Origin of the sequence: Falsigemmobacter intermedius, assembly GCF_004054105.1 — a bacterium.
Classification (GTDB): domain Bacteria; phylum Pseudomonadota; class Alphaproteobacteria; order Rhodobacterales; family Rhodobacteraceae; genus Wagnerdoeblera; species Wagnerdoeblera intermedia.
Genome location: NZ_SBLC01000007.1, coordinates 86,428 through 103,426, shown reverse-complemented (window position 1 = coordinate 103,426; position 16,999 = coordinate 86,428). Strand labels below are relative to the sequence as shown.

Below are 16,999 nucleotides of genomic sequence, written 5' to 3'. Positions count from 1 at the left end.
GTCCGCAACTGTGAAGTGGAATTAAACTTTCCCGGGCCTCATGGGCCAAGGTGCCGCAGCCCCGGGGGCAGTCAGGCGGCAGGGCGGATCACAGAGATATCTGGCGGGGGACTGAAGATGAATATGGCAGTAACGCACGGGCTTTCACTGATGCCGGCGGCTTTTGCGGCGGGGCTATCGGTCTGGTCGTCGGGGGATGGCACGGCGGGATCGGCGAGCTATGCGGGGGCCTCCAATGCGGCGCTGGTCAGCGGGGATGCCGATTTCGGTCATTGTATTGAATTGGTGAAGACCACCGGCACCCAGCGGCTGCGCTATATGGGGGTCACGCCCTTTCGCACGGGGATGTATCTGCGCGTGACGGCGCGGGTGAAGGTGCTCTCGGGATCGATGCCCTCAGTGCGCGTCTCCTGCCTGCCGCTGGGGGCGGCAGGCGCGCTCAGCGGGCTGGTGCAGGCGGGGCCCGCCCGGCTCCTCAGCAGCTACGGCGCGGTGGTGACGGTCAGCGCGATCCTTGGCTCAGGGGCAAGGCCGGGGGTGGATCTGGCCTGGGGCACGGCGCCCACGGGGGCGCATCTCGGGATCGAATTTACCGGCGCCAATGGCGCGACGCTGCGGGTGGAAAATCTGGTGGTGGAGGATGTGACCTCCGTCTTTCACCGTCAGATGCTGCCGCTGACGGATGTGATGGATTACGGCGCGAAGGGGGACGGCAGCACCAATGATCTGGCGGCCTTTCAGGCGGCGGATGCGGCGGCGCTGGCGGAGGGCCGTGTGCTGTTGATCCCGGAAGGGGTCTATGCGCTGGGCGGCAACCTTTCGCTCGCCTCTCCGGTGCGCTTTGAGGGGCGGGTTGCCATGGCGTCAGAGCATCGCCTGGCCCTGACGCGCAACTTTGATATCGACGCCTATACGGCCGCCTTTGGCAGCGAAGAAGAAGGGCTGCGGCGCGGGCTTCAGGCCATTTTCCATTTCAGCGATCATGTCTCTTTTGACCTGAAGGGCCGCAGCGTCAGCCTGACGGCGCCGCTTTTCGTGGCGGAAAACGCGGGGCTTCAGGGGGCAAGCTATGCGCAGCGCCGGGTGCTCGACAACGGCCAGCTCTCCGCTGTGGCGGGAGAGGCCTGGACGCCGGGCAGCGTCACCTCTCAGGCGAGCTATTCGACCTCTGCGCCCTATACGCTCTCAGGTGTGACCAATATCGCCAATATCGAGATCGGCTCGCTGGTGACCGGTACGGGCGTCGCGCGCGAAACCTATGTGCGGTCGAAAAACGTCGCTGCCGGCACGCTTGAGTTAAGTCTGCCACCCGGCTCGCAGGGCGGCACCCGCACCTATGGCTTCACGCGCTTTCGCTATATGCTGGATTTCTCGGGCTTCGGGCGGCTGGACCGCTTTGAGATGGCGGATCTGGAGTTTCTCTGCGGCGGTCACGCCAGCGCGGTGATGCTGCCGCCTTCGGGGATCACCACGCGCTTTCAGGGCTGCGTGTTCAACCGTCCGCGCAACCGCGCCATCACCTCAATCGGGACGGGCTGTCAGGGGATGATGGTGGATGAATGCCAGTTCCTCTCAGATGAGCAGGCGCTGAAGGTTCAGGACCGCAGCACCGTTGCCTTTAACATCAACGCCAATGACGTGAAGATCCGCGACAACCGCGCGGTGCGCTTTCGCCATTTCGGCGTATTGCATGGCACGGGGCATCTTTTCGTCGGCAACCACTGGTTCCAGGGCGACAGTGAGGCCCCCGGCGTCCGCTCGGCGGGCCTGGTGCTGACGGGGATCAATGTCAAAACCCTGATTACCGGGAATTACATTGATAACTCCTTTATCGAAATGACCAATGAGCGGGAGCCCGATCCCGATTTCGCCTCGCAGTTCAGCTTTGGCGGGCTGACGGTGACCGGCAATATCTTTACCGCCAATAACGTCGTCAGTGCCTTTTGCTGGCTGGTGGTGACGCCGCGCGGGGCGGGGCACTATCTGCACGGGATCTCAATCACCGGAAACACCTTTCGCACGCTGAACGGCGCGATTGCGCGGGTGGAAAAGGTCGATACCACCTGGTCGGATCTGGATTACAGCCGGTTTCGCAATCTCACCGTGCATGGCAATAACTTCAACGGCGTGACCACCGCCTTTCAGAACCCGCTGACGCTGCGCCATGTGCAAAATGCCGAAGCCCCGGTCTGGACCGTAAACTCACTGGGGCTTTTGCCCTTTGGCGGGCGGGCGCGGGTGGTCTCGGCGGTGGTCGCCGATGGTGCGATCACCCAAGGGGCGGTCACGCGCTATGAGATGCCCGCGACGCAGAACCTGCAGGGCGGGGATCAGGCCTCGGTCAATCTGCGCTGGCCGGTGAGCTGTAAGGGCGCCACCTGGGTCACGCTGCGCGCAGACAGCCCGACTTAAGGGCGAAGCTCTTCCGGGGTGAAGCGAAAGGCGCGGCCAAATCCGCCGTTCAGAAAGCCCGCGACCGGTTCAAAGCGCAGAAAGCGGAAATCGGGAAGCCCGGCATAGATCCGGGCTTTCGGATGGGCTTTGAGCCAGAGCCCGAGCCGCGCCTCATGCCCGTCATCGGGAAAAACCGCGCGGGCCTGCAGCGAGAGGCGCGGATGGGTCAGTGGATCGCCCTGCGCACCCGGCTCTCCGATCAGCAGGCAGCAGGCGGGGGTGTCGCGCAAGGCACGGGTGTGATGATGTAACCGCCCCCCGACGGCATCGATGTGCCATATGTGGAGGGCCCCCTCCCTACAAGAACTCCTTGATGATTTTGATCGGATCGCTTGCGTTCATATGTCCGGCCTGTTGGTGCGCTCGCACATGAACGCTGGCCAAGATGGATTCCGCGACGTTGGTTCCAAACACGGTGACGGCCACATCGGGCCATTGGCACATACGGAGTGTCCTACGTCTTGGATCGATCGATCACACCATCTTCAGATTTCTTGCAAGTTCACGCATCAGCTCAGCACGGTAGCGCCTTTTTCCTGCTCACCGTGACTGGCCAATCTCGTTATGCCGCGCAGGCCATAGCCGGTGGCGCAGCATTGTTTTTATACGTCCCGCCTGCCATCATCATTTTCCAGGCGATCCTGGCGATCTTGTTGGCCAGCGCCACGGCCACGAGCTTCGGCGGTTTGCGCTTGAGCAGCTCGATGAGCCAGGGCGAGGCATTCCTGCCTTTGCCTGCTCTCACCTGTCGAAGCAGCGAAGTCGCGCCCACGACCAATGTCTTGCGCAAGGTCTCGTCGCCGGCTCGCGTAATGACACCGTGCCTGACCTTGCCGGCTGTCGAGTGATCTCTGGGCGTCAGGCCCATCCAAGCGGCAAACTGCCTTCCCGATACAAACTGCTCCGGTGCCGGCGCTTTCATCACCAGCAAGATCGCACCGATTGGCCCGACACCGGGGATCGTTGCGAGGCGGCGACAACATTCGTTGCTGCGATACCAAGCCAACAGATTCGCCTCTATCTCTTTCAAGCGTTCCTTCAGCTGCGCAAATTCATCCGCCAATGACACAAACAGATCGCGCGCCAAGGCAGGAACGCTTTCATCAACCATGATGCGTTCCAAAAGGAGCGGGATATGAGACACACCTTTGGCCGCGGTTAGTCCGAACTCGGCCGCATAGCCACGGATCGTATTGGCAAGCTGCGTCCTGGCGGCGACAGCACGCTCGCGCATGCCCACCAGCATTAGTGCCGCTTGTTGCTCGGCGCTCTTCACCGCAACGAACCGCATCGTCGGACGGCTCATCGCTTCGCACAGCGCTTCAGCATCGGCCGCATCATTCTTGCCACGCTTGACGTAGGGCTTTACGAGCTGCGGCGCGATTAGCTTGACCTCATGACCGAGTTCCCTCAGCAACCGCGCCCAGTGATGCGAAGCACCACAGGCCTCAATCGCAACGACGGTTGGCGGGCATTTTGCAAAGAAATCCACCATCTCCTTGCGGCGCATCTTCTTGCGAAGAACCGGTTGTTCGGCGGCATTCACGCCATGCAGCTGAAAGACGTGCTTTGAAGTATCCATGCCAATACGGATAATCTGATCCACGGACGACCCCTTCGTTTGAGTTCCTCAACGACTCACTTTGGCACGTTTCGATGCCGTTCAGGGGCCGTCCACTCCAACATGGTGGGATCGTCATAATCCATTTGGGAGGCGGTCATGTCGGAGATTACAACAATCGGTCTGGATCTGGCAAAGAATGTGTTCCAGCTTCACGGAGCAGATCAGTCTGGAAAGGCTGTTCTGCGTAAGAAGCTGCGGCGCGATCAGGTTCTGACGTTCTTATCGGCGCTGGCACCTTGTGTTGTCGCTATGGAAGCCTGTGGCGGCGCTCATTTTTGGGGACGTGAGATAGGCAAGTTAGGCCATGAGGTTCGGCTGATCCCGCCGGCTTATGTAAAGCCCTTCGTGAAGCGGCAAAAAAACGATGCCGCCGATGCAGAGGCAATCTGTGAAGCTGCTCAAAGGCCGACGATGCGCTTCGTGCCGGTGAAGAGCGAACGGACACAAGGGTCAACCATGGTCTTTCGAGTCCGTGAAGTGCTGATCCGTCAGCGCACCCAGCTGATCAATGCGTTCCGTGGCCATCTTACGGAGTTTGGGCAGGTCGTGCCCCAAGGCACATCCAACGTCTCGAAGCTGATCAGTATCGTTGAGGATCCGACTTGCGGTCTACCTTCTGAAGCAATGGCACCCTTGCAGGCCTTGATCATCTCACTGCGCCATCTGGAGGCAGAGATCACCAAGCTTGATGCAGAGATCGCGCACCGTGCCAAAGAAGATGAACTGGCCAGGCGACTGATGACGATCCCTGGCATCGGGCCGCTGATCGCCACAGCCTTTGTGACACTGGCGCCAGCAGCCGAGACGTTCCGCAAAGGCCGCGATTTTGCGGCATGGTTAGGCCTCGTGCCACGACAACACTCAACGGGCGGCAAACAACGCTTGGGCGCCACAACGAAGATGGGTGAAAGGTCACTGCGACGATTGCTGATCATCGGCGCCAACAGCGTGATCATCAAACGGAATGTGCATGCTGGCGCAAAGCACGGAACATGGCTGAGCGACATGCTCGGCCGTAAGCCAACTATGCTGGTGCGGGTCGCACTGGCAAACAAAATGGCGCGGATCGTATGGGCCCTGATGGCCCACGGTGGCGTCTACAAGGCTCCGGCCATGGCGGCATAGTCCGTCAGGGTCGCGAGAACGTCGGAGCGAAAGAGGGCAAGGAGACCTTTGGCGAAACGGTCGTGAGACAGGATCAGGAGAACCAGTTGTGCAACACGTGCCACTCGAGCACGCGGCTTTGATTTGGACCTGATCTGCGAACACCATAGTGGCCCGCGGCATGAGATGGCCGCATCAAAGGCCGGATACATGTCAGCACCCGACAACGCGCCAAAAAGATCCAAAATACCCTCTTGCGCAAGGGGTGGTTATACATGTTGCGCAAGGCCGGAGACGAAGCCCAGCATCACCCCGTCGCGGTCCTGCGCCAGCGCGATCCGGCTGCAAAACGGCAGGCCGGTCCCGGCCTCGGTAACCGCGAGGGCCGCAAAACGGGCCCCGGCCATCAGCTGCAACGCCAGCGCACGGGCCTGCGGGTCAGAGGGGCGGATCGGATCGGGGGTCATGCTCGGGACCACTTCAAAGAGGAGAGACAGGGGGCGGCAGTTTCGCCGCCGGTTCCGGGGCTGACAAGCGGGTTGAGGGCGAATCATCGCCCGATCAGCGCGGCGGCAGAGAAGGTCTTCTTATGCCGGAACGGGAAAATCCCCGGTCGGATCGGGTGTAGTGGACTGAAATTCATCGTAATTTTACGCAGCGGAAGAACCCGCAGAGCGGCGCAGCTGCGGGCTTACAACCCGGATCATTTCTGGTTTAGGCTCAGCCAGCGGCAGGACAGGTGTTGACGGGGGCTTTTTCAAAAAGTGCGCCTGTCCGGCCCGGAAGACCGGGATAAGGAGGACCCGATGACTGAACAGCAGCAGGGCGCCGTTTACGCGCCTGACGCAGGTTTTGCCGCCAATGCACATGTGACGGCAGAGAGCTATGCCCGCGACTATGCGAAGTCGGTGCAGGACCCGGTGGCCTATTGGCGCCGCGAAGGGCAAAGGCTCGACTGGATCCGTGATTATACCGAAGTGAAGGACACCAGCTTCGCCCCCGGAGCCGTCTCGATCCGCTGGTTTGGCGATGGCACGCTGAATGTGGCCGCCAATTGCATCGACCGCCATGTCGCCACCCGCGGCAGCCAGACGGCGATCATCTGGGAGCCGGATGACCCGCAGGCAGAGGCAAAGCATATCAGCTATACCGAGCTGCTCGAGCAGGTCTCGCGCATGGCCAATGTGCTGAAGGCCAATGGCGTGAGCAAAGGCGACCGGGTGGTGATCTATCTGCCGATGATCCCGGAGGCGGCCTATGCGATGCTGGCCTGTGCGCGCATCGGGGCGGTGCATTCGGTGGTCTTTGCGGGGTTCTCGCCCGACAGTCTTGCGAGCCGTATCAATGACTGCGGCGCGAAGATGCTGATCACCGCCGATTACGCGCCGCGCGGCGGTAAGAAGACCCCGCTGAAGAGCAATGCCGATAAGGCGCTGCTGGATTGCCGCGATGATGTGAAATGCATGGTGGTGAAGCACACCGGCGATCAGATCTCCTGGGTTCAGGGCCGCGACATCGACGTGAAGGCCGAGATGGCGGCGGCAAAGCCCTATTGCGCCTATGTCGAGGTGGGGGCGGAAGATCCGCTTTTCATCCTTTACACCTCGGGCTCGACGGGCAAGCCGAAGGGGGTGGTGCATACCTCGGGCGGCTATCTGGTCTATGCCTCAATGACCCATCAGATGACCTTTGACTATCATGACGGGGATATCTTCTGGTGCACCGCCGATGTGGGCTGGGTGACCGGGCACAGCTATATCGTTTACGGGCCGCTCGCCAATGGCGCGACCACGCTGATGTTTGAAGGCGTGCCGACCTGGCCCGATGCCGGGCGCTTCTGGGCGGTCTGTGAAAAGCATAAGGTCAATCAGTTCTATACCGCGCCGACGGCGATCCGCTCGCTCATGGGGCTGGGTCCGGAGTGGGTTGAGAAATATGATCTCTCTTCGCTGAAGCTTCTGGGTACGGTGGGCGAGCCGATCAACCCTGAGGCCTGGAACTGGTATCACACCCATGTCGGCAAGGGCACGCGGCCCATTGTGGATACCTTCTGGCAGACGGAGACCGGCGGCCATCTGATCACGCCGCTGCCGGGGGCGATTGCCGCAAAGCCCGGATCGGCCACAAAGCCCTTCTTCGGGGTGCAGCCGGAGATCCTTGATCCCTCGACCGCAGAGGTGCAGAGCGCCACGGAGGCAGAGGGCGTTCTTTGCATCAAAGACAGCTGGCCCGGGCAGATGCGCACGCTCTGGGGCGATCATGCGCGCTTTGAGGAGGCCTATTTCAGCCAGTATAAGGGCTATTACTTCACCGGCGACGGCTGCCGGCGGGATGCGGATGGCTATTACTGGATCACCGGCCGGGTCGATGATGTGATCAACGTCTCGGGCCACCGGATGGGGACGGCGGAAGTTGAGTCTGCGCTTGTGGCCCATGAGAAGGTCGCTGAGGCTGCAGTGGTGGGCTATCCCCATGAAATCAAGGGCCAGGGCATCTATGCCTATGTGACGCTGATGAACGGGGTGGAGCCGACGGAAGAGCTGCGCCGTGAGCTTGAGGCTTTTGTGCGTCAGGAGATCGGCCCGATTGCCAGGCCAGATCTGATTCAATGGGCGCCGGGTCTGCCGAAAACGCGCTCGGGCAAGATCATGCGGCGGATTCTGCGCAAGATTGCGGAGAATGACCATGGCAGCCTGGGGGATACCTCGACGCTGGCGGATCCGGCGGTGGTGGATGATCTGGTGGCCAACCGGATGAATCGCGGCTGAGCTTTGGGTTGCGTGGAAAGCGCCGGGGAGGGCTGCCTGCCCTCCCCGGACCCCGCCCGGGAGTATTTGGAAAAAGCCAAAGTGCCCGGCGGCAGTCAGGGAGCGGGTGATGCGGTTTGACGATGCGGCGGCAGCGGTGGCGGAGCTGGAGCGGCTTTATGCGGCCTCAGTGACGGTGTTGCGCGAAGGTTTCGCGCGGGCGCTGGGGGGCGCGCTGCCCGAGGGGCGGGTGCGGGCCTTTTATCCTGAAATCCGGCTGGAGGTGACGGGGTTTGAGCCGGTCGACAGTCGTTTGTCTTTCGGCCATGTCTCGGCCCCGGGGGTTTATGCGACCACCGTCACGCGGCCCGATCTTTACCGGCGCTATCTGACCGAGCAGATTGAGCTGTTGATGAAGCATCACGGGGTCAGTGTGGAGATTGCGCTGTCGCAGACGCCGATCCCTTTGCATTTTGCGCTGGAGAGCGGCGGGCCGCAGGTCGTGCCCCAGGAGGGGGTGTTGAGCTTTGTGCTGCGCGATGTCTTTGATGTGCCGGATCTTTCGACCACCAATGATGACATCGTCAATGGCGACCGGCTGTTCAATGCGGATGGCTCGCGGCCGCTGGCGGCGTTTACGGCGCAGCGGATTGATTATTCGCTGGCGCGGCTGAGCCATTACACCGCCACGCTGCCTGAGCATTTTCAGAATTATGTGCTGTTTACGAATTATCAGTTCTATGTCGATGAATTCGAGGCCCGGGCGCGGGAGCTGCTGGGGCAGAGCGGGTCGGGCTATACCGCCTTTGTGGGCCCGGGCAATCAGGTGATCACCACGCCGGACGGCGAGATGCCGGGGCTGGCGCGGCTGCCGCAGATGCCGGCCTGGCATCTGAAGCGGGCGGATGGCAACGGGATTACGCTGGTGAACATCGGGGTGGGTCCGTCGAATGCCAAGACGGCGACGGATCATATTGCGGTGCTGCGGCCCCATGCCTGGCTGATGGTGGGGCATTGCGCGGGGTTGAGGAATTCGCAGCGGCTGGGGGATTTTGTTCTCGCCCATGCCTATCTGCGCGAGGATCATGTGCTCGATGAAGATCTGCCGGTCTGGGTGCCGATCCCGGCTCTGGCGGAGATCCAGATCGCTTTGCAGCAGGCCCTGGCAGAGGTGACCCAGCTTGAGGGTTATGAGCTGAAACGCATTTTGCGCACCGGGACCGTGGCCACGATCGACAATCGCAATTGGGAGCTGCGCGACCAGTCGGGGCCGGTGGCGCGGCTCTCTCAGGCGCGGGCGATTGCGCTGGATATGGAAAGCGCCACGATTGCGGCCAATGGCTATCGCTTTCGGGTGCCTTACGGCACGCTGCTTTGTGTCTCGGACAAGCCTTTGCATGGTGAATTGAAGCTGCCGGGCATGGCGAGTGACTTTTATCGCGCCCAGGTGGGGCGGCATCTCGACATCGGATTGCGGGCGATGGAACTTCTGCGCGCCATGCCGCCGGAGCGCATTCACAGCCGCAAACTGCGCAGTTTTGAGGAAACCGCCTTCCTCTGAAGGGGTTTTCCTGCGGCAAAAACTGCGGATTTCCGCGCGGGAGCAAATTTTCGTGGCTTTCGGACTTGAATTGAGGCGACAAAAGTTGTTCAGGCGTTCGGATGTCCCGCGCCCATGGGACAATGAGGTTTAACCCGGCCAGGCCGGGGCAGAAAGGACTCGAGTATGACCGCGAAACCGATGACCAAGACCCAGCTGGTGGCTGCTCTGGCAGAAGCAATGGGTTCGGACCGCAAAGTTGCTGCTGCTGCTCTCGATGCAGTGGCAGAAGTCGTGGCACGCGAAGTCGCTGCCGGCGGCACTGTGACCCTGCCGGGCATCGGCAAAGTTGCCTGCAAAGAGCGTCCCGAGCGTCAGGTCCGTAACCCGGCGACCGGCGAGATGGTCACCAAAGCGGCTGACAAACAGGTGAAGATCACCGTTGCAAAAGCGCTGAAAGACAGCGTCAACGGCTGAGCCTTCAAGCCCCCTTGCGGTGGCTGAGTGAAGCTTTAGGGTCGCCTGCGGGCGGCCCTTTTTTCATGGCTGACCGGTTGCGGCTGGGGGGGGAGATGGATCTGAAAGCGCTGGCCATGGGGATCGCCTTTGCGGTGATGTGGTCCTCGGCCTTCACCTCGGCGACGATGATCGTGCAGGCGGCGCCGCCGCTGACGGCTCTGGCGCTGCGGTTTCTGCTGGCGGGGCTGACCGGGGTGCTGATTGCGCGCTGCCTTGGGCAGAGCTTCCGGCTGACGCGGGGGCAGTGGCGCACGGTGCTGGTCTTCGGACTTTTGCAGAACGCGCTTTATCTGGGGCTGAATTTTGTGGCGATGAAGATCACCGGGGCCTCGGTCGCGGCGATTGTGGCCTCGGCCATGCCGCTGCTGGTGGCGCTGGCGGGCTGGGCCTTTTACGGCGAGCGGCTGAGCGGGCTGGCGGCGGGCGGTCTGATTGCCGGGATCTTTGGCGTGGCGCTGATCATGGGGGCGCGCATTCAGGGTGGTGTTGATCCCTTCGGGCTGATGCTGGTCTGTTTCGGGGCTCTGGCGCTGACGGGGGCGACGCTTTCGATGCGCGGGGCGGCAGGGGCCGGGAACAGTCTTTTCGTAATTGTCTCTTTGCAGATGCTGGTCGGGGCGGCAGCCGTGGGTCTGGTGGCGGGTGTCACCGAGACCTGGGTGGTGGACTGGTCCTGGCGGCTGCTCTGGGCGTTTCTCTACACCGTTTATGCGCCGGGGCTGCTGGCGACCTGGATCTGGTTTTTGCTGGTGCAGCGCATCGGGGCGGTGAAGGCCGCGACCTTCCACTTCCTGAACCCCTTCTTCGGGGTGCTGATCGCCTGGGTTTTGCTGGGTGAGACGCTGGGGATCTGGGATGTGGTGGGGGTCGTGGTGATCGCTGCGGGCATTCTGGCGGTGCAGCTGTCGCGGGCGCAAAGCGCGAAGGCCCCCTGAGCGGCGGCGGCGGCTTGCGCGGGGCGGCGGGGGGCGTTACCACCGCGCCATGCCACAAAGGGGGCCTTCGCATGCCGCAACATCTGACCACGACCGACCCGGATTTCGCCGCGCGCTTTGAGCATCTGCTCTCGATGAAGCGCGAGGATGCGCCGGATGTGGATGCGGCGGTGGCCGCGATCATCGCTGATGTGCGCGAGCGCGGCGACGCGGCGGTGATTGAGCTGACGTCGAAATTTGACCGTCTGGAGCTGACGCCGGAGACGCTGGCCTTTTCGCGGGCGGAGATTGAGGCGGCGGTGGCGCTGGTCACCCCTGAGGATCGCGCGGCGCTGGAACTGGCAGCCGAGCGGATCCGGGCCTATCATGCGCGGCAGATGCCCGAAGATGCCTCCTGGACGGATGCGGCGGGCGCGACGCTCGGCTGGCGCTGGACGCCGGTTTCGGCCGCGGGGCTTTACGTGCCGGGCGGTAAGGCGGCCTATCCGTCGTCCGTTCTGATGAATGCGATCCCGGCGAAGGTGGCGGGGGTTGAGCGGCTGGTGGTGGTCTGTCCGACCCCGGGCGGCGTGGTTAATCCGCTGGTCATCCTTGCCTGTGAAATCGCGGGTGTGGATGAGATCTACCGCATCGGCGGCGCGCAGGCGGTGGCGGCCCTGGCTTACGGCACCGATACCATTCGTCCGGTGGATAAGATCACCGGACCGGGCAATGCCTTTGTGGCGGCGGCGAAGCGGCGGGTCTTTGGCAAGGTGGGCATCGATATGATCGCGGGGCCGTCGGAGATTCTGGTGATTGCGGACCGTGACAATGATCCCGAATGGCTTGCCCTTGATCTGCTGAGCCAGGCGGAGCATGATGAGGTGGCGCAGTCGATCCTGGTGACCGATGATGCGGGCTTTGCCGCAGAGGTTACGGCAGCGGTGGAGCGGCTGATCCCGACGCTGGAGCGGGCAGAGATCGCGGGGGCCAGCTGGCGCGATTATGGCGCGGTGATCGTGACGAAGGATCTTGCAGAGGCGGCGGCGCTGTCGAACCGTGTGGCGCCGGAGCATCTGGAGCTTTGTGTGGCCGATCCGGAGGCGCTGGCGGGAGAGATCACCCATGCAGGGGCGATTTTCCTTGGTGCCTGGACGCCGGAGGCCATCGGCGATTACATCGGCGGGCCGAACCATGTGCTGCCGACGGCGCGCTCGGCGCGGTTTTCGTCGGGGCTGTCGGTTCTGGATTTCGTCAAGCGCACCACCATGGCGAAGATGACTCCGGCGGCGCTGGCGGCGATTGGTCCCTCAGCTGAGCGGCTGGCGCAGGCGGAATCGCTGCAGGCGCATGGGCTGTCGGTGCGCGCGCGTCTGGACCGTCTGAACGAGATGTGAGGGCGCGCGGGGGCTGCCGCCCCCGCCCCCCGCTTCAGGGGGAGGTTCCCTCCCCCTGAAAACCCCCGAGGTCGCCTCCGGGACAGGATGACAACCGGCAGGTCTGAGGGGCTGCCGGTTTTGTTTTTACGGATCAGCCGAGCATGCGGGTGACCATCTCTCCGAGATCGCGGCTGAGGTTCGGGGCCTGTTGCAGACGAGTGAGTTCCTGACGGATCAGGGCTTGGCGGTCGGCGTCATAGCGGCGCCAGGTTTCAAAGGCTGTCGACATCCGGGCGGCGGTCTGTGGGTTCAGCGCATCAAGGCGCAAAAGCCAGTCGGCAAGCAGGCGATAGCCCGTGCCATCTGCCCGGTGAAAGCCCGCGTGATTTGCGCTCAGCACCCCAAAGACCGCCCGGAAGCGGTTGGGGTTTTTGAGATCAAACTTCGGATGCGCGGTCAGGGCATCCGCCACCTGAGCTGCTGTTTCGGGGCTGGCGTAAACCACCTGAGCCATGAACCACTTGTCGAGCACCAGCCGGTCATCGCGGTAGCGCGCCTCAAAGGTTTTCAACGCCCCCCCGGCGGTCCCCGCCTCGATGAGGTAGGCGAGTGCGGCGGTCAGGTCGGTCATATTATCGGCTGCCGCGAAAGCCGCCTGTGCCGCGCGGCCACCGTCGAGCCGGCTTTGCAGCGCGAGCAGCGTGTTCTTCAGGCTGCGCTGGCCGGCGGAGACCGGGTCGGGGCTGTAAGGGCCCTGCGGTGTCATGGCTGTCATCAGGGCCGGGATCTGCGGGGCCAGATGCTGCGCGAGGCTGGTCTGAAGCTGCCGCCTCGCGCGGTGGATGCGGTCCGGGTCGGGCACGTGACCGCTGTCCGCGAGGGTTGCGGCCATATCATCTTCTCCCGGCAGGCGCAGGCAAAGCGCCCGGAAGGCCGGGTCGAGGCTGTCGTCGCGCAGAAGCGCTGCCATGGCCTCCAGCCAGTCGGCGCCGGGGGGCGTGCCTTCGGTGATCAGCCGGGCAAGGACCGCGCGGGCCAGGGTGCGGCCCGCCTCCCATCGATTGAAGGGGTCGGTGTCATGGGCCAGCAGAAAGGCGCGGGTGGCGTCGCTTTGGGCGTGGCTGAGGATCACGGGGGCCGAGAAGTCGCGCAGCACCGAAGCCACGGGGCGGGAGGTGAGATTGTCAAAGCGGAAGCTTTGTTCGGCTTGCGTCAGTTCCAGCGTGACCGAGGGCAGCACTTCATCGCCATTGGGGTTGAGAAGCCCCACCACCACCGGGATATGGAGCGGAAGTTTCGTCACGCCGTCCGGGGTTTCCGGCTGGCTCTGGCGCAGGGTCAGGGTGAAGGTGCCGCTGTCGTCCCAGTCTTCCGTCACCTCAACACGCGGGGTTCCGGCCTGGGAATACCAGCGGGCGAACTGGCTCAGATCGCGGCCGGTGGCCTCTTCGAAGACCTTCAGCCAGTCCTCAATGGTGCAGGCCTGACCGTCGTGGCGGGTGAAATAAAGATCCAGCGCTTTGCGGTAGCCCTCATCACCCACAAGGCGCTTCAGCATGCCGATCAGCTCTGCACCCTTTTCGTAGACCGTGGCGGTGTAGAAATTGTTGATCTCCACAAAGCTTGAGGGGCGCACCGGATGCGCGAGGGGGCCGCTGTCCTCGCGGAACTGCCGGTCGCGCAGGGTCAGCGCATCCTCAATGCGTTTGACGGCCGCGCCGCGCAGATCGGCGGTGAACTGCTGGTCGCGAAAGACCGTCAGCCCCTCTTTCAGGCAAAGCTGGAACCAGTCGCGGCAGGTGATGCGGTTGCCGGTCCAGTTGTGGAAATATTCATGCGCAATGATTGCCTCAATGCGCTGAAAATCGGCATCCGTCGCGGTGTCGGGCCGTGCCAGAACCGCGCGGGAGTTGAAGATATTCAGCCCCTTATTCTCCATCGCGCCCATGTTGAAATCGTCCACGGCGACGATGTTGAAAATATCGAGGTCATATTCGCGCCCGTAAACCTCCTCATCCCATTTCGTTGAGGCTTTCAGCGAGGTCAGCGCCCAGTCGCAGCGGTCCTCATCACCCGGGCGCACCCAGATGTTCAGCGCCACATCGCGGCCCGAGAGTGTGGTAAACTGCCCCGGGCGCGCGCGCAGATCGCCCGCCACCAGCGCAAAGAGATAGGCGGGCTTGGGCCAGGGGTCATGCCATTCCGCAAACCCGGGGCCGGACGCCACCTGATTGCCGTTGGACAAAAGCACCGGCAGATCGCTTTCAATCCGCACCCGGAAGGTGGTCATGACATCGGGCCGGTCGGGGTAATAGGTGATGCGGCGAAACCCCTCCGCCTCGCATTGGGTGCAATACATGCCGTTCGACATATAAAGCCCCTCAAGGGCGGTATTGGCGGCGGGATCAATCTCAACCTCTGCCTCCCAGGTGAGGGGGCCTTCGGGCAGATCGGCAGCGGGAATGCGCAAAACGCCGCCCTCTGGCCGCGCGGTGACGGGGTTGCCGTTCAGCGTCGCGCGGATCAGCTGCAGATGATCGCCGAAGAGCACCAGATCTTCCGCCGGTCCCTTCGGGGTCAGCGTGAAGCGCGAGATCACCCGCGTGGCCGAGGGCGCAAGCCGGAAGGTCAGGGCAACTTCGCCTAAGTCAAAGGGATAAGGACGGTAATCGGCGAGATAGACGGTCTGCGGCTCAGACATGGGGCACCTTCTTCGGCGGCATTCGCCAGGGGCTTGGGGAGGACTCAGAGGCGGCGGGCAGGGCATGCCGCGCTGACAGTCCGGCAGAGTAACGGGCGCATCCGGCGGGGTCGAGTGGCTTGAGTGTCCGCCCGCCCCCCGCTACCCTTTGCAGCGGTGTGGATGCGATCGGGGGTGCTTATGGCGGATGTATTGCAGATGGCGGCACGGGTGGCCGATCTTCTCGAAAGCCGCCTGAGGGTGCGCGGGCCGTCACTCGCGGTTCTGGTGCGCAAAGCGGGCCGCAGACTGCCGCGCAAGGTGCGCCGTGCGGCCCGGGAGCTGGCCTCCTTCGAGGGGCTCGCCCGACATCCCAAAGGGATTATGATGGTTAATCAGACCCGGGCAGAAGCCGCCTATGAGATCTGCATGAGCCATCTTCGCCCGCTGGGCTCAAAAGAACGCCTGATCTCTGCGGCACTGAATTTCGCAGGAACCGTGGCGCTGATGTTGCTGGTTCTCGGCGGCGTTTTTCTTGCGATCTGGACGTTGCGCGGCCCGTTCTGAGCCGGCGCGCGGCAGCCACCCTCGGGGGTTTCCAGGGGGAGGGAACCTCCCCCTGGAGCGGGGGGCGGGGGCGGCAGCCCCCGCGCCTCTCCCCCCCTTCCAAGAAAAAAGGCGGCCCCGGAAGGCCGCCTTTTCAATTTCAGGATCCGAAAATCAGAGGGTCGGATACATCGGGAAGCGGGCGCAGAGCGCTTTGACTTCCGCCTTCACGCGCTCTTCAACCTCCGCGTTGCCAGCCTCGCCATTGGCGGCCAGACCATCGACCACTTCCACGATCCAGCGGGCGATCTGGCGGAACTCAGCCTCGCCAAAGCCACGGGTGGTGCCTGCCGGAGCGCCCAGACGGATGCCCGAGGTGACAAACGGCTTTTCCGGGTCAAACGGCACGCCGTTTTTGTTGCAGGTGATATGCGCCCGGCCCAGAGCCGCTTCTGCCGCTTTACCGGTCACCTTTTTCGGGCGCAGGTCAGCAAGGCAGAGGTGGTTGTCGGTGCCGCCCGAGACGATATCAATGCCACCCTTCATCAGCTCATCCGCCATGGCAGCGGCGTTTGCTTTTACCTGAGCAGCATATTGCTTGAACTCCGGCTGCAGTGCTTCACCGAAAGCCACGGCTTTGGCGGCGATGACATGCATCAGCGGGCCGCCCTGAAGACCCGGGAAGACGGCCGAGTTGATCTTCTTGGCGATGTCTTCGTCGTTGGTCAGGATCATCCCGCCGCGCGGGCCGCGCAGCGATTTATGGGTCGTGGTGGTAACCACATGGGCATGCGGCACCGGCGAAGCGTGAACGCCGCCCGCCACCAGACCCGCGATATGCGCCATATCAACGTGCAGATAGGCACCGACTTCATCGGCGATCGCACGGAAGGCTGCCCAGTCCCACTCACGCGAGTAGGCAGTGCCGCCGGCGAGGATCAGTTTCGGGCGCGATTCCAGCGCCTTTTGACGGATCTCTTCCATATCCAGCAGCTGGTCCTGCTGACGCACGCCGTAGGAGACGACGTTGAACCATTTGCCCGACATATTCACCGGCGAGCCATGGGTCAGGTGACCGCCCGAGTTCAGATCGAGGCCCATGAAGGTGTCACCCGGCTGAAGCAGCGCCAGGAAGACAGCCTGGTTCATCTGGCTGCCCGAGTTCGGCTGCACGTTGGCGAATTTCGCACCGAAGAGCTCTTTCGCACGCTCGATCGCCAGGGTCTCAGCGATATCAACGAACTGGCAGCCGCCGTAGTAGCGCTTGCCCGGATAGCCTTCGGCGTATTTGTTGGTCAGAACCGACCCCTGGGCCTGCAGAACGGCCAGCGAGACGATGTTTTCCGACGCGATCAGTTCGATCTCTTCGCGCTGACGGCCGAGCTCTTTCGTGACGGCGCCGAACAGCTCCGGGTCGCGATCAGCGAGGTCCTGGGTGAAAAATCCGTTTTCAAGGTGCGACGCGGTCATCTGCTTTCCTCTGGGCTTTGAG

Annotated in this window: 13 protein-coding genes; 8 read left to right on the top strand and 5 right to left on the bottom strand. The window is 63.0% G+C overall.

Translation table 11 applies throughout. From position 1 onward, the window contains the following. The first annotated feature begins 123 nt into the window (after positions 1-123). On the top strand, positions 124-2,412 hold the full coding sequence (locus tag EP867_RS06755; RefSeq protein ID WP_241656844.1) for a glycosyl hydrolase family 28-related protein: 2,289 nt from the start codon (positions 124-126) through the stop codon (positions 2,410-2,412). Here the strand turns inward: EP867_RS06755 and EP867_RS06750 are convergent. Beyond that, the gene (locus tag EP867_RS06750; RefSeq protein WP_241656843.1) at positions 2,409-2,684 is read right to left on the bottom strand and encodes a hypothetical protein; all 276 of its coding nucleotides are present in this window, start codon (positions 2,682-2,684) and stop codon (positions 2,409-2,411) included. The two genes, EP867_RS06755 and EP867_RS06750, sit on opposite strands and share 4 nt — an antisense overlap. A gap of 332 nt (positions 2,685-3,016) precedes the next feature. Then, positions 3,017-4,060 (bottom strand): IS110 family RNA-guided transposase, encoded by a 1,044-nt coding sequence (locus EP867_RS06745; RefSeq protein WP_128487443.1) that lies wholly within the window; start codon positions 4,058-4,060, stop codon positions 3,017-3,019. A gap of 114 nt (positions 4,061-4,174) precedes the next feature. On the opposite strand from EP867_RS06745, the gene EP867_RS06740 reads away from it, so the two are divergent. Further along, positions 4,175-5,203 carry an IS110 family RNA-guided transposase gene (locus EP867_RS06740; protein WP_128487442.1) on the top strand — a complete coding sequence of 343 codons (1,029 nt, stop codon included), beginning with the start codon at positions 4,175-4,177 and terminating at the stop codon, positions 5,201-5,203. Between the two features lie 248 nt (positions 5,204-5,451). Here EP867_RS06740 and EP867_RS06735 read toward each other — a convergent pair whose 3' ends face one another. Then, the gene (locus EP867_RS06735) at positions 5,452-5,649 is read right to left on the bottom strand and encodes a hypothetical protein (protein WP_128487441.1); all 198 of its coding nucleotides are present in this window, start codon (positions 5,647-5,649) and stop codon (positions 5,452-5,454) included. 339 nt (positions 5,650-5,988) lie between these two features. On the opposite strand from EP867_RS06735, the gene acs reads away from it, so the two are divergent. The 5 genes from acs (at position 5,989) to hisD (ending at position 12,299) form a co-directional block, all read left to right on the top strand. Then, entirely contained in the window at positions 5,989-7,950 is a 1,962-nt protein-coding gene (acs, locus tag EP867_RS06730; RefSeq protein WP_128487440.1) for an acetate--CoA ligase, read from the top strand. A 109-nt stretch (positions 7,951-8,059) separates the two neighbouring features. Continuing rightward, positions 8,060-9,490 carry an AMP nucleosidase gene (locus EP867_RS06725; protein WP_128487439.1) on the top strand — a complete coding sequence of 477 codons (1,431 nt, stop codon included), beginning with the start codon at positions 8,060-8,062 and terminating at the stop codon, positions 9,488-9,490. A 165-nt stretch (positions 9,491-9,655) separates the two neighbouring features. Further along, positions 9,656-9,946, top strand: a complete 291-nt coding sequence (locus EP867_RS06720; RefSeq protein ID WP_124963103.1) for an HU family DNA-binding protein — start codon at positions 9,656-9,658, stop codon at positions 9,944-9,946. 95 nt (positions 9,947-10,041) lie between these two features. Then, entirely contained in the window at positions 10,042-10,923 is an 882-nt protein-coding gene (locus EP867_RS06715; protein ID WP_128487609.1) for a DMT family transporter, read from the top strand. A 71-nt stretch (positions 10,924-10,994) separates the two neighbouring features. After that, the gene (hisD, locus tag EP867_RS06710) at positions 10,995-12,299 is read left to right on the top strand and encodes a histidinol dehydrogenase (RefSeq protein ID WP_128487438.1); all 1,305 of its coding nucleotides are present in this window, start codon (positions 10,995-10,997) and stop codon (positions 12,297-12,299) included. A 133-nt stretch (positions 12,300-12,432) separates the two neighbouring features. Here the strand turns inward: hisD and pepN are convergent, their stop codons facing one another. After that, positions 12,433-14,982: an aminopeptidase N gene (gene pepN / locus EP867_RS06705; protein WP_128487437.1), complete on the bottom strand. Its 2,550-nt coding sequence runs from the start codon at positions 14,980-14,982 to the stop codon at positions 12,433-12,435. Between the two features lie 180 nt (positions 14,983-15,162). Between pepN and EP867_RS06700 the strand changes: the two genes are divergently transcribed. After that, entirely contained in the window at positions 15,163-15,528 is a 366-nt protein-coding gene (locus tag EP867_RS06700; protein ID WP_128487436.1) for a hypothetical protein, read from the top strand. 153 nt (positions 15,529-15,681) lie between these two features. Here the strand turns inward: EP867_RS06700 and glyA are convergent, their stop codons facing one another. Continuing rightward, positions 15,682-16,977, bottom strand: a complete 1,296-nt coding sequence (glyA, locus tag EP867_RS06695; RefSeq protein WP_128487435.1) for a serine hydroxymethyltransferase — start codon at positions 16,975-16,977, stop codon at positions 15,682-15,684. Between the last annotated feature and the right edge of the window lie 22 nt (positions 16,978-16,999).

Bases quoted from the DNA above. Each gene is read 5' to 3' on its own strand.
- EP867_RS06715 (WP_128487609.1), top strand. From the start codon at position 10,042: ATGGATCTGAAAGCGCTGGCCATGGGGATCGCCTTTGCGGTGATGTGG.
- EP867_RS06735 (WP_128487441.1), bottom strand. From the start codon at position 5,649: ATGACCCCCGATCCGATCCGCCCCTCTGACCCGCAGGCCCGTGCGCTG.
- pepN (WP_128487437.1), bottom strand. From the start codon at position 14,982: ATGTCTGAGCCGCAGACCGTCTATCTCGCCGATTACCGTCCTTATCCC.
- EP867_RS06720 (WP_124963103.1), top strand. From the start codon at position 9,656: ATGACCGCGAAACCGATGACCAAGACCCAGCTGGTGGCTGCTCTGGCA.
- EP867_RS06755 (WP_241656844.1), top strand. From the start codon at position 124: ATGGCAGTAACGCACGGGCTTTCACTGATGCCGGCGGCTTTTGCGGCG.
- EP867_RS06700 (WP_128487436.1), top strand. From the start codon at position 15,163: ATGGCGGATGTATTGCAGATGGCGGCACGGGTGGCCGATCTTCTCGAA.
- EP867_RS06725 (WP_128487439.1), top strand. From the start codon at position 8,060: ATGCGGTTTGACGATGCGGCGGCAGCGGTGGCGGAGCTGGAGCGGCTT.
- EP867_RS06740 (WP_128487442.1), top strand. From the start codon at position 4,175: ATGTCGGAGATTACAACAATCGGTCTGGATCTGGCAAAGAATGTGTTC.
- hisD (WP_128487438.1), top strand. From the start codon at position 10,995: ATGCCGCAACATCTGACCACGACCGACCCGGATTTCGCCGCGCGCTTT.
- glyA (WP_128487435.1), bottom strand. From the start codon at position 16,977: ATGACCGCGTCGCACCTTGAAAACGGATTTTTCACCCAGGACCTCGCT.
- acs (WP_128487440.1), top strand. From the start codon at position 5,989: ATGACTGAACAGCAGCAGGGCGCCGTTTACGCGCCTGACGCAGGTTTT.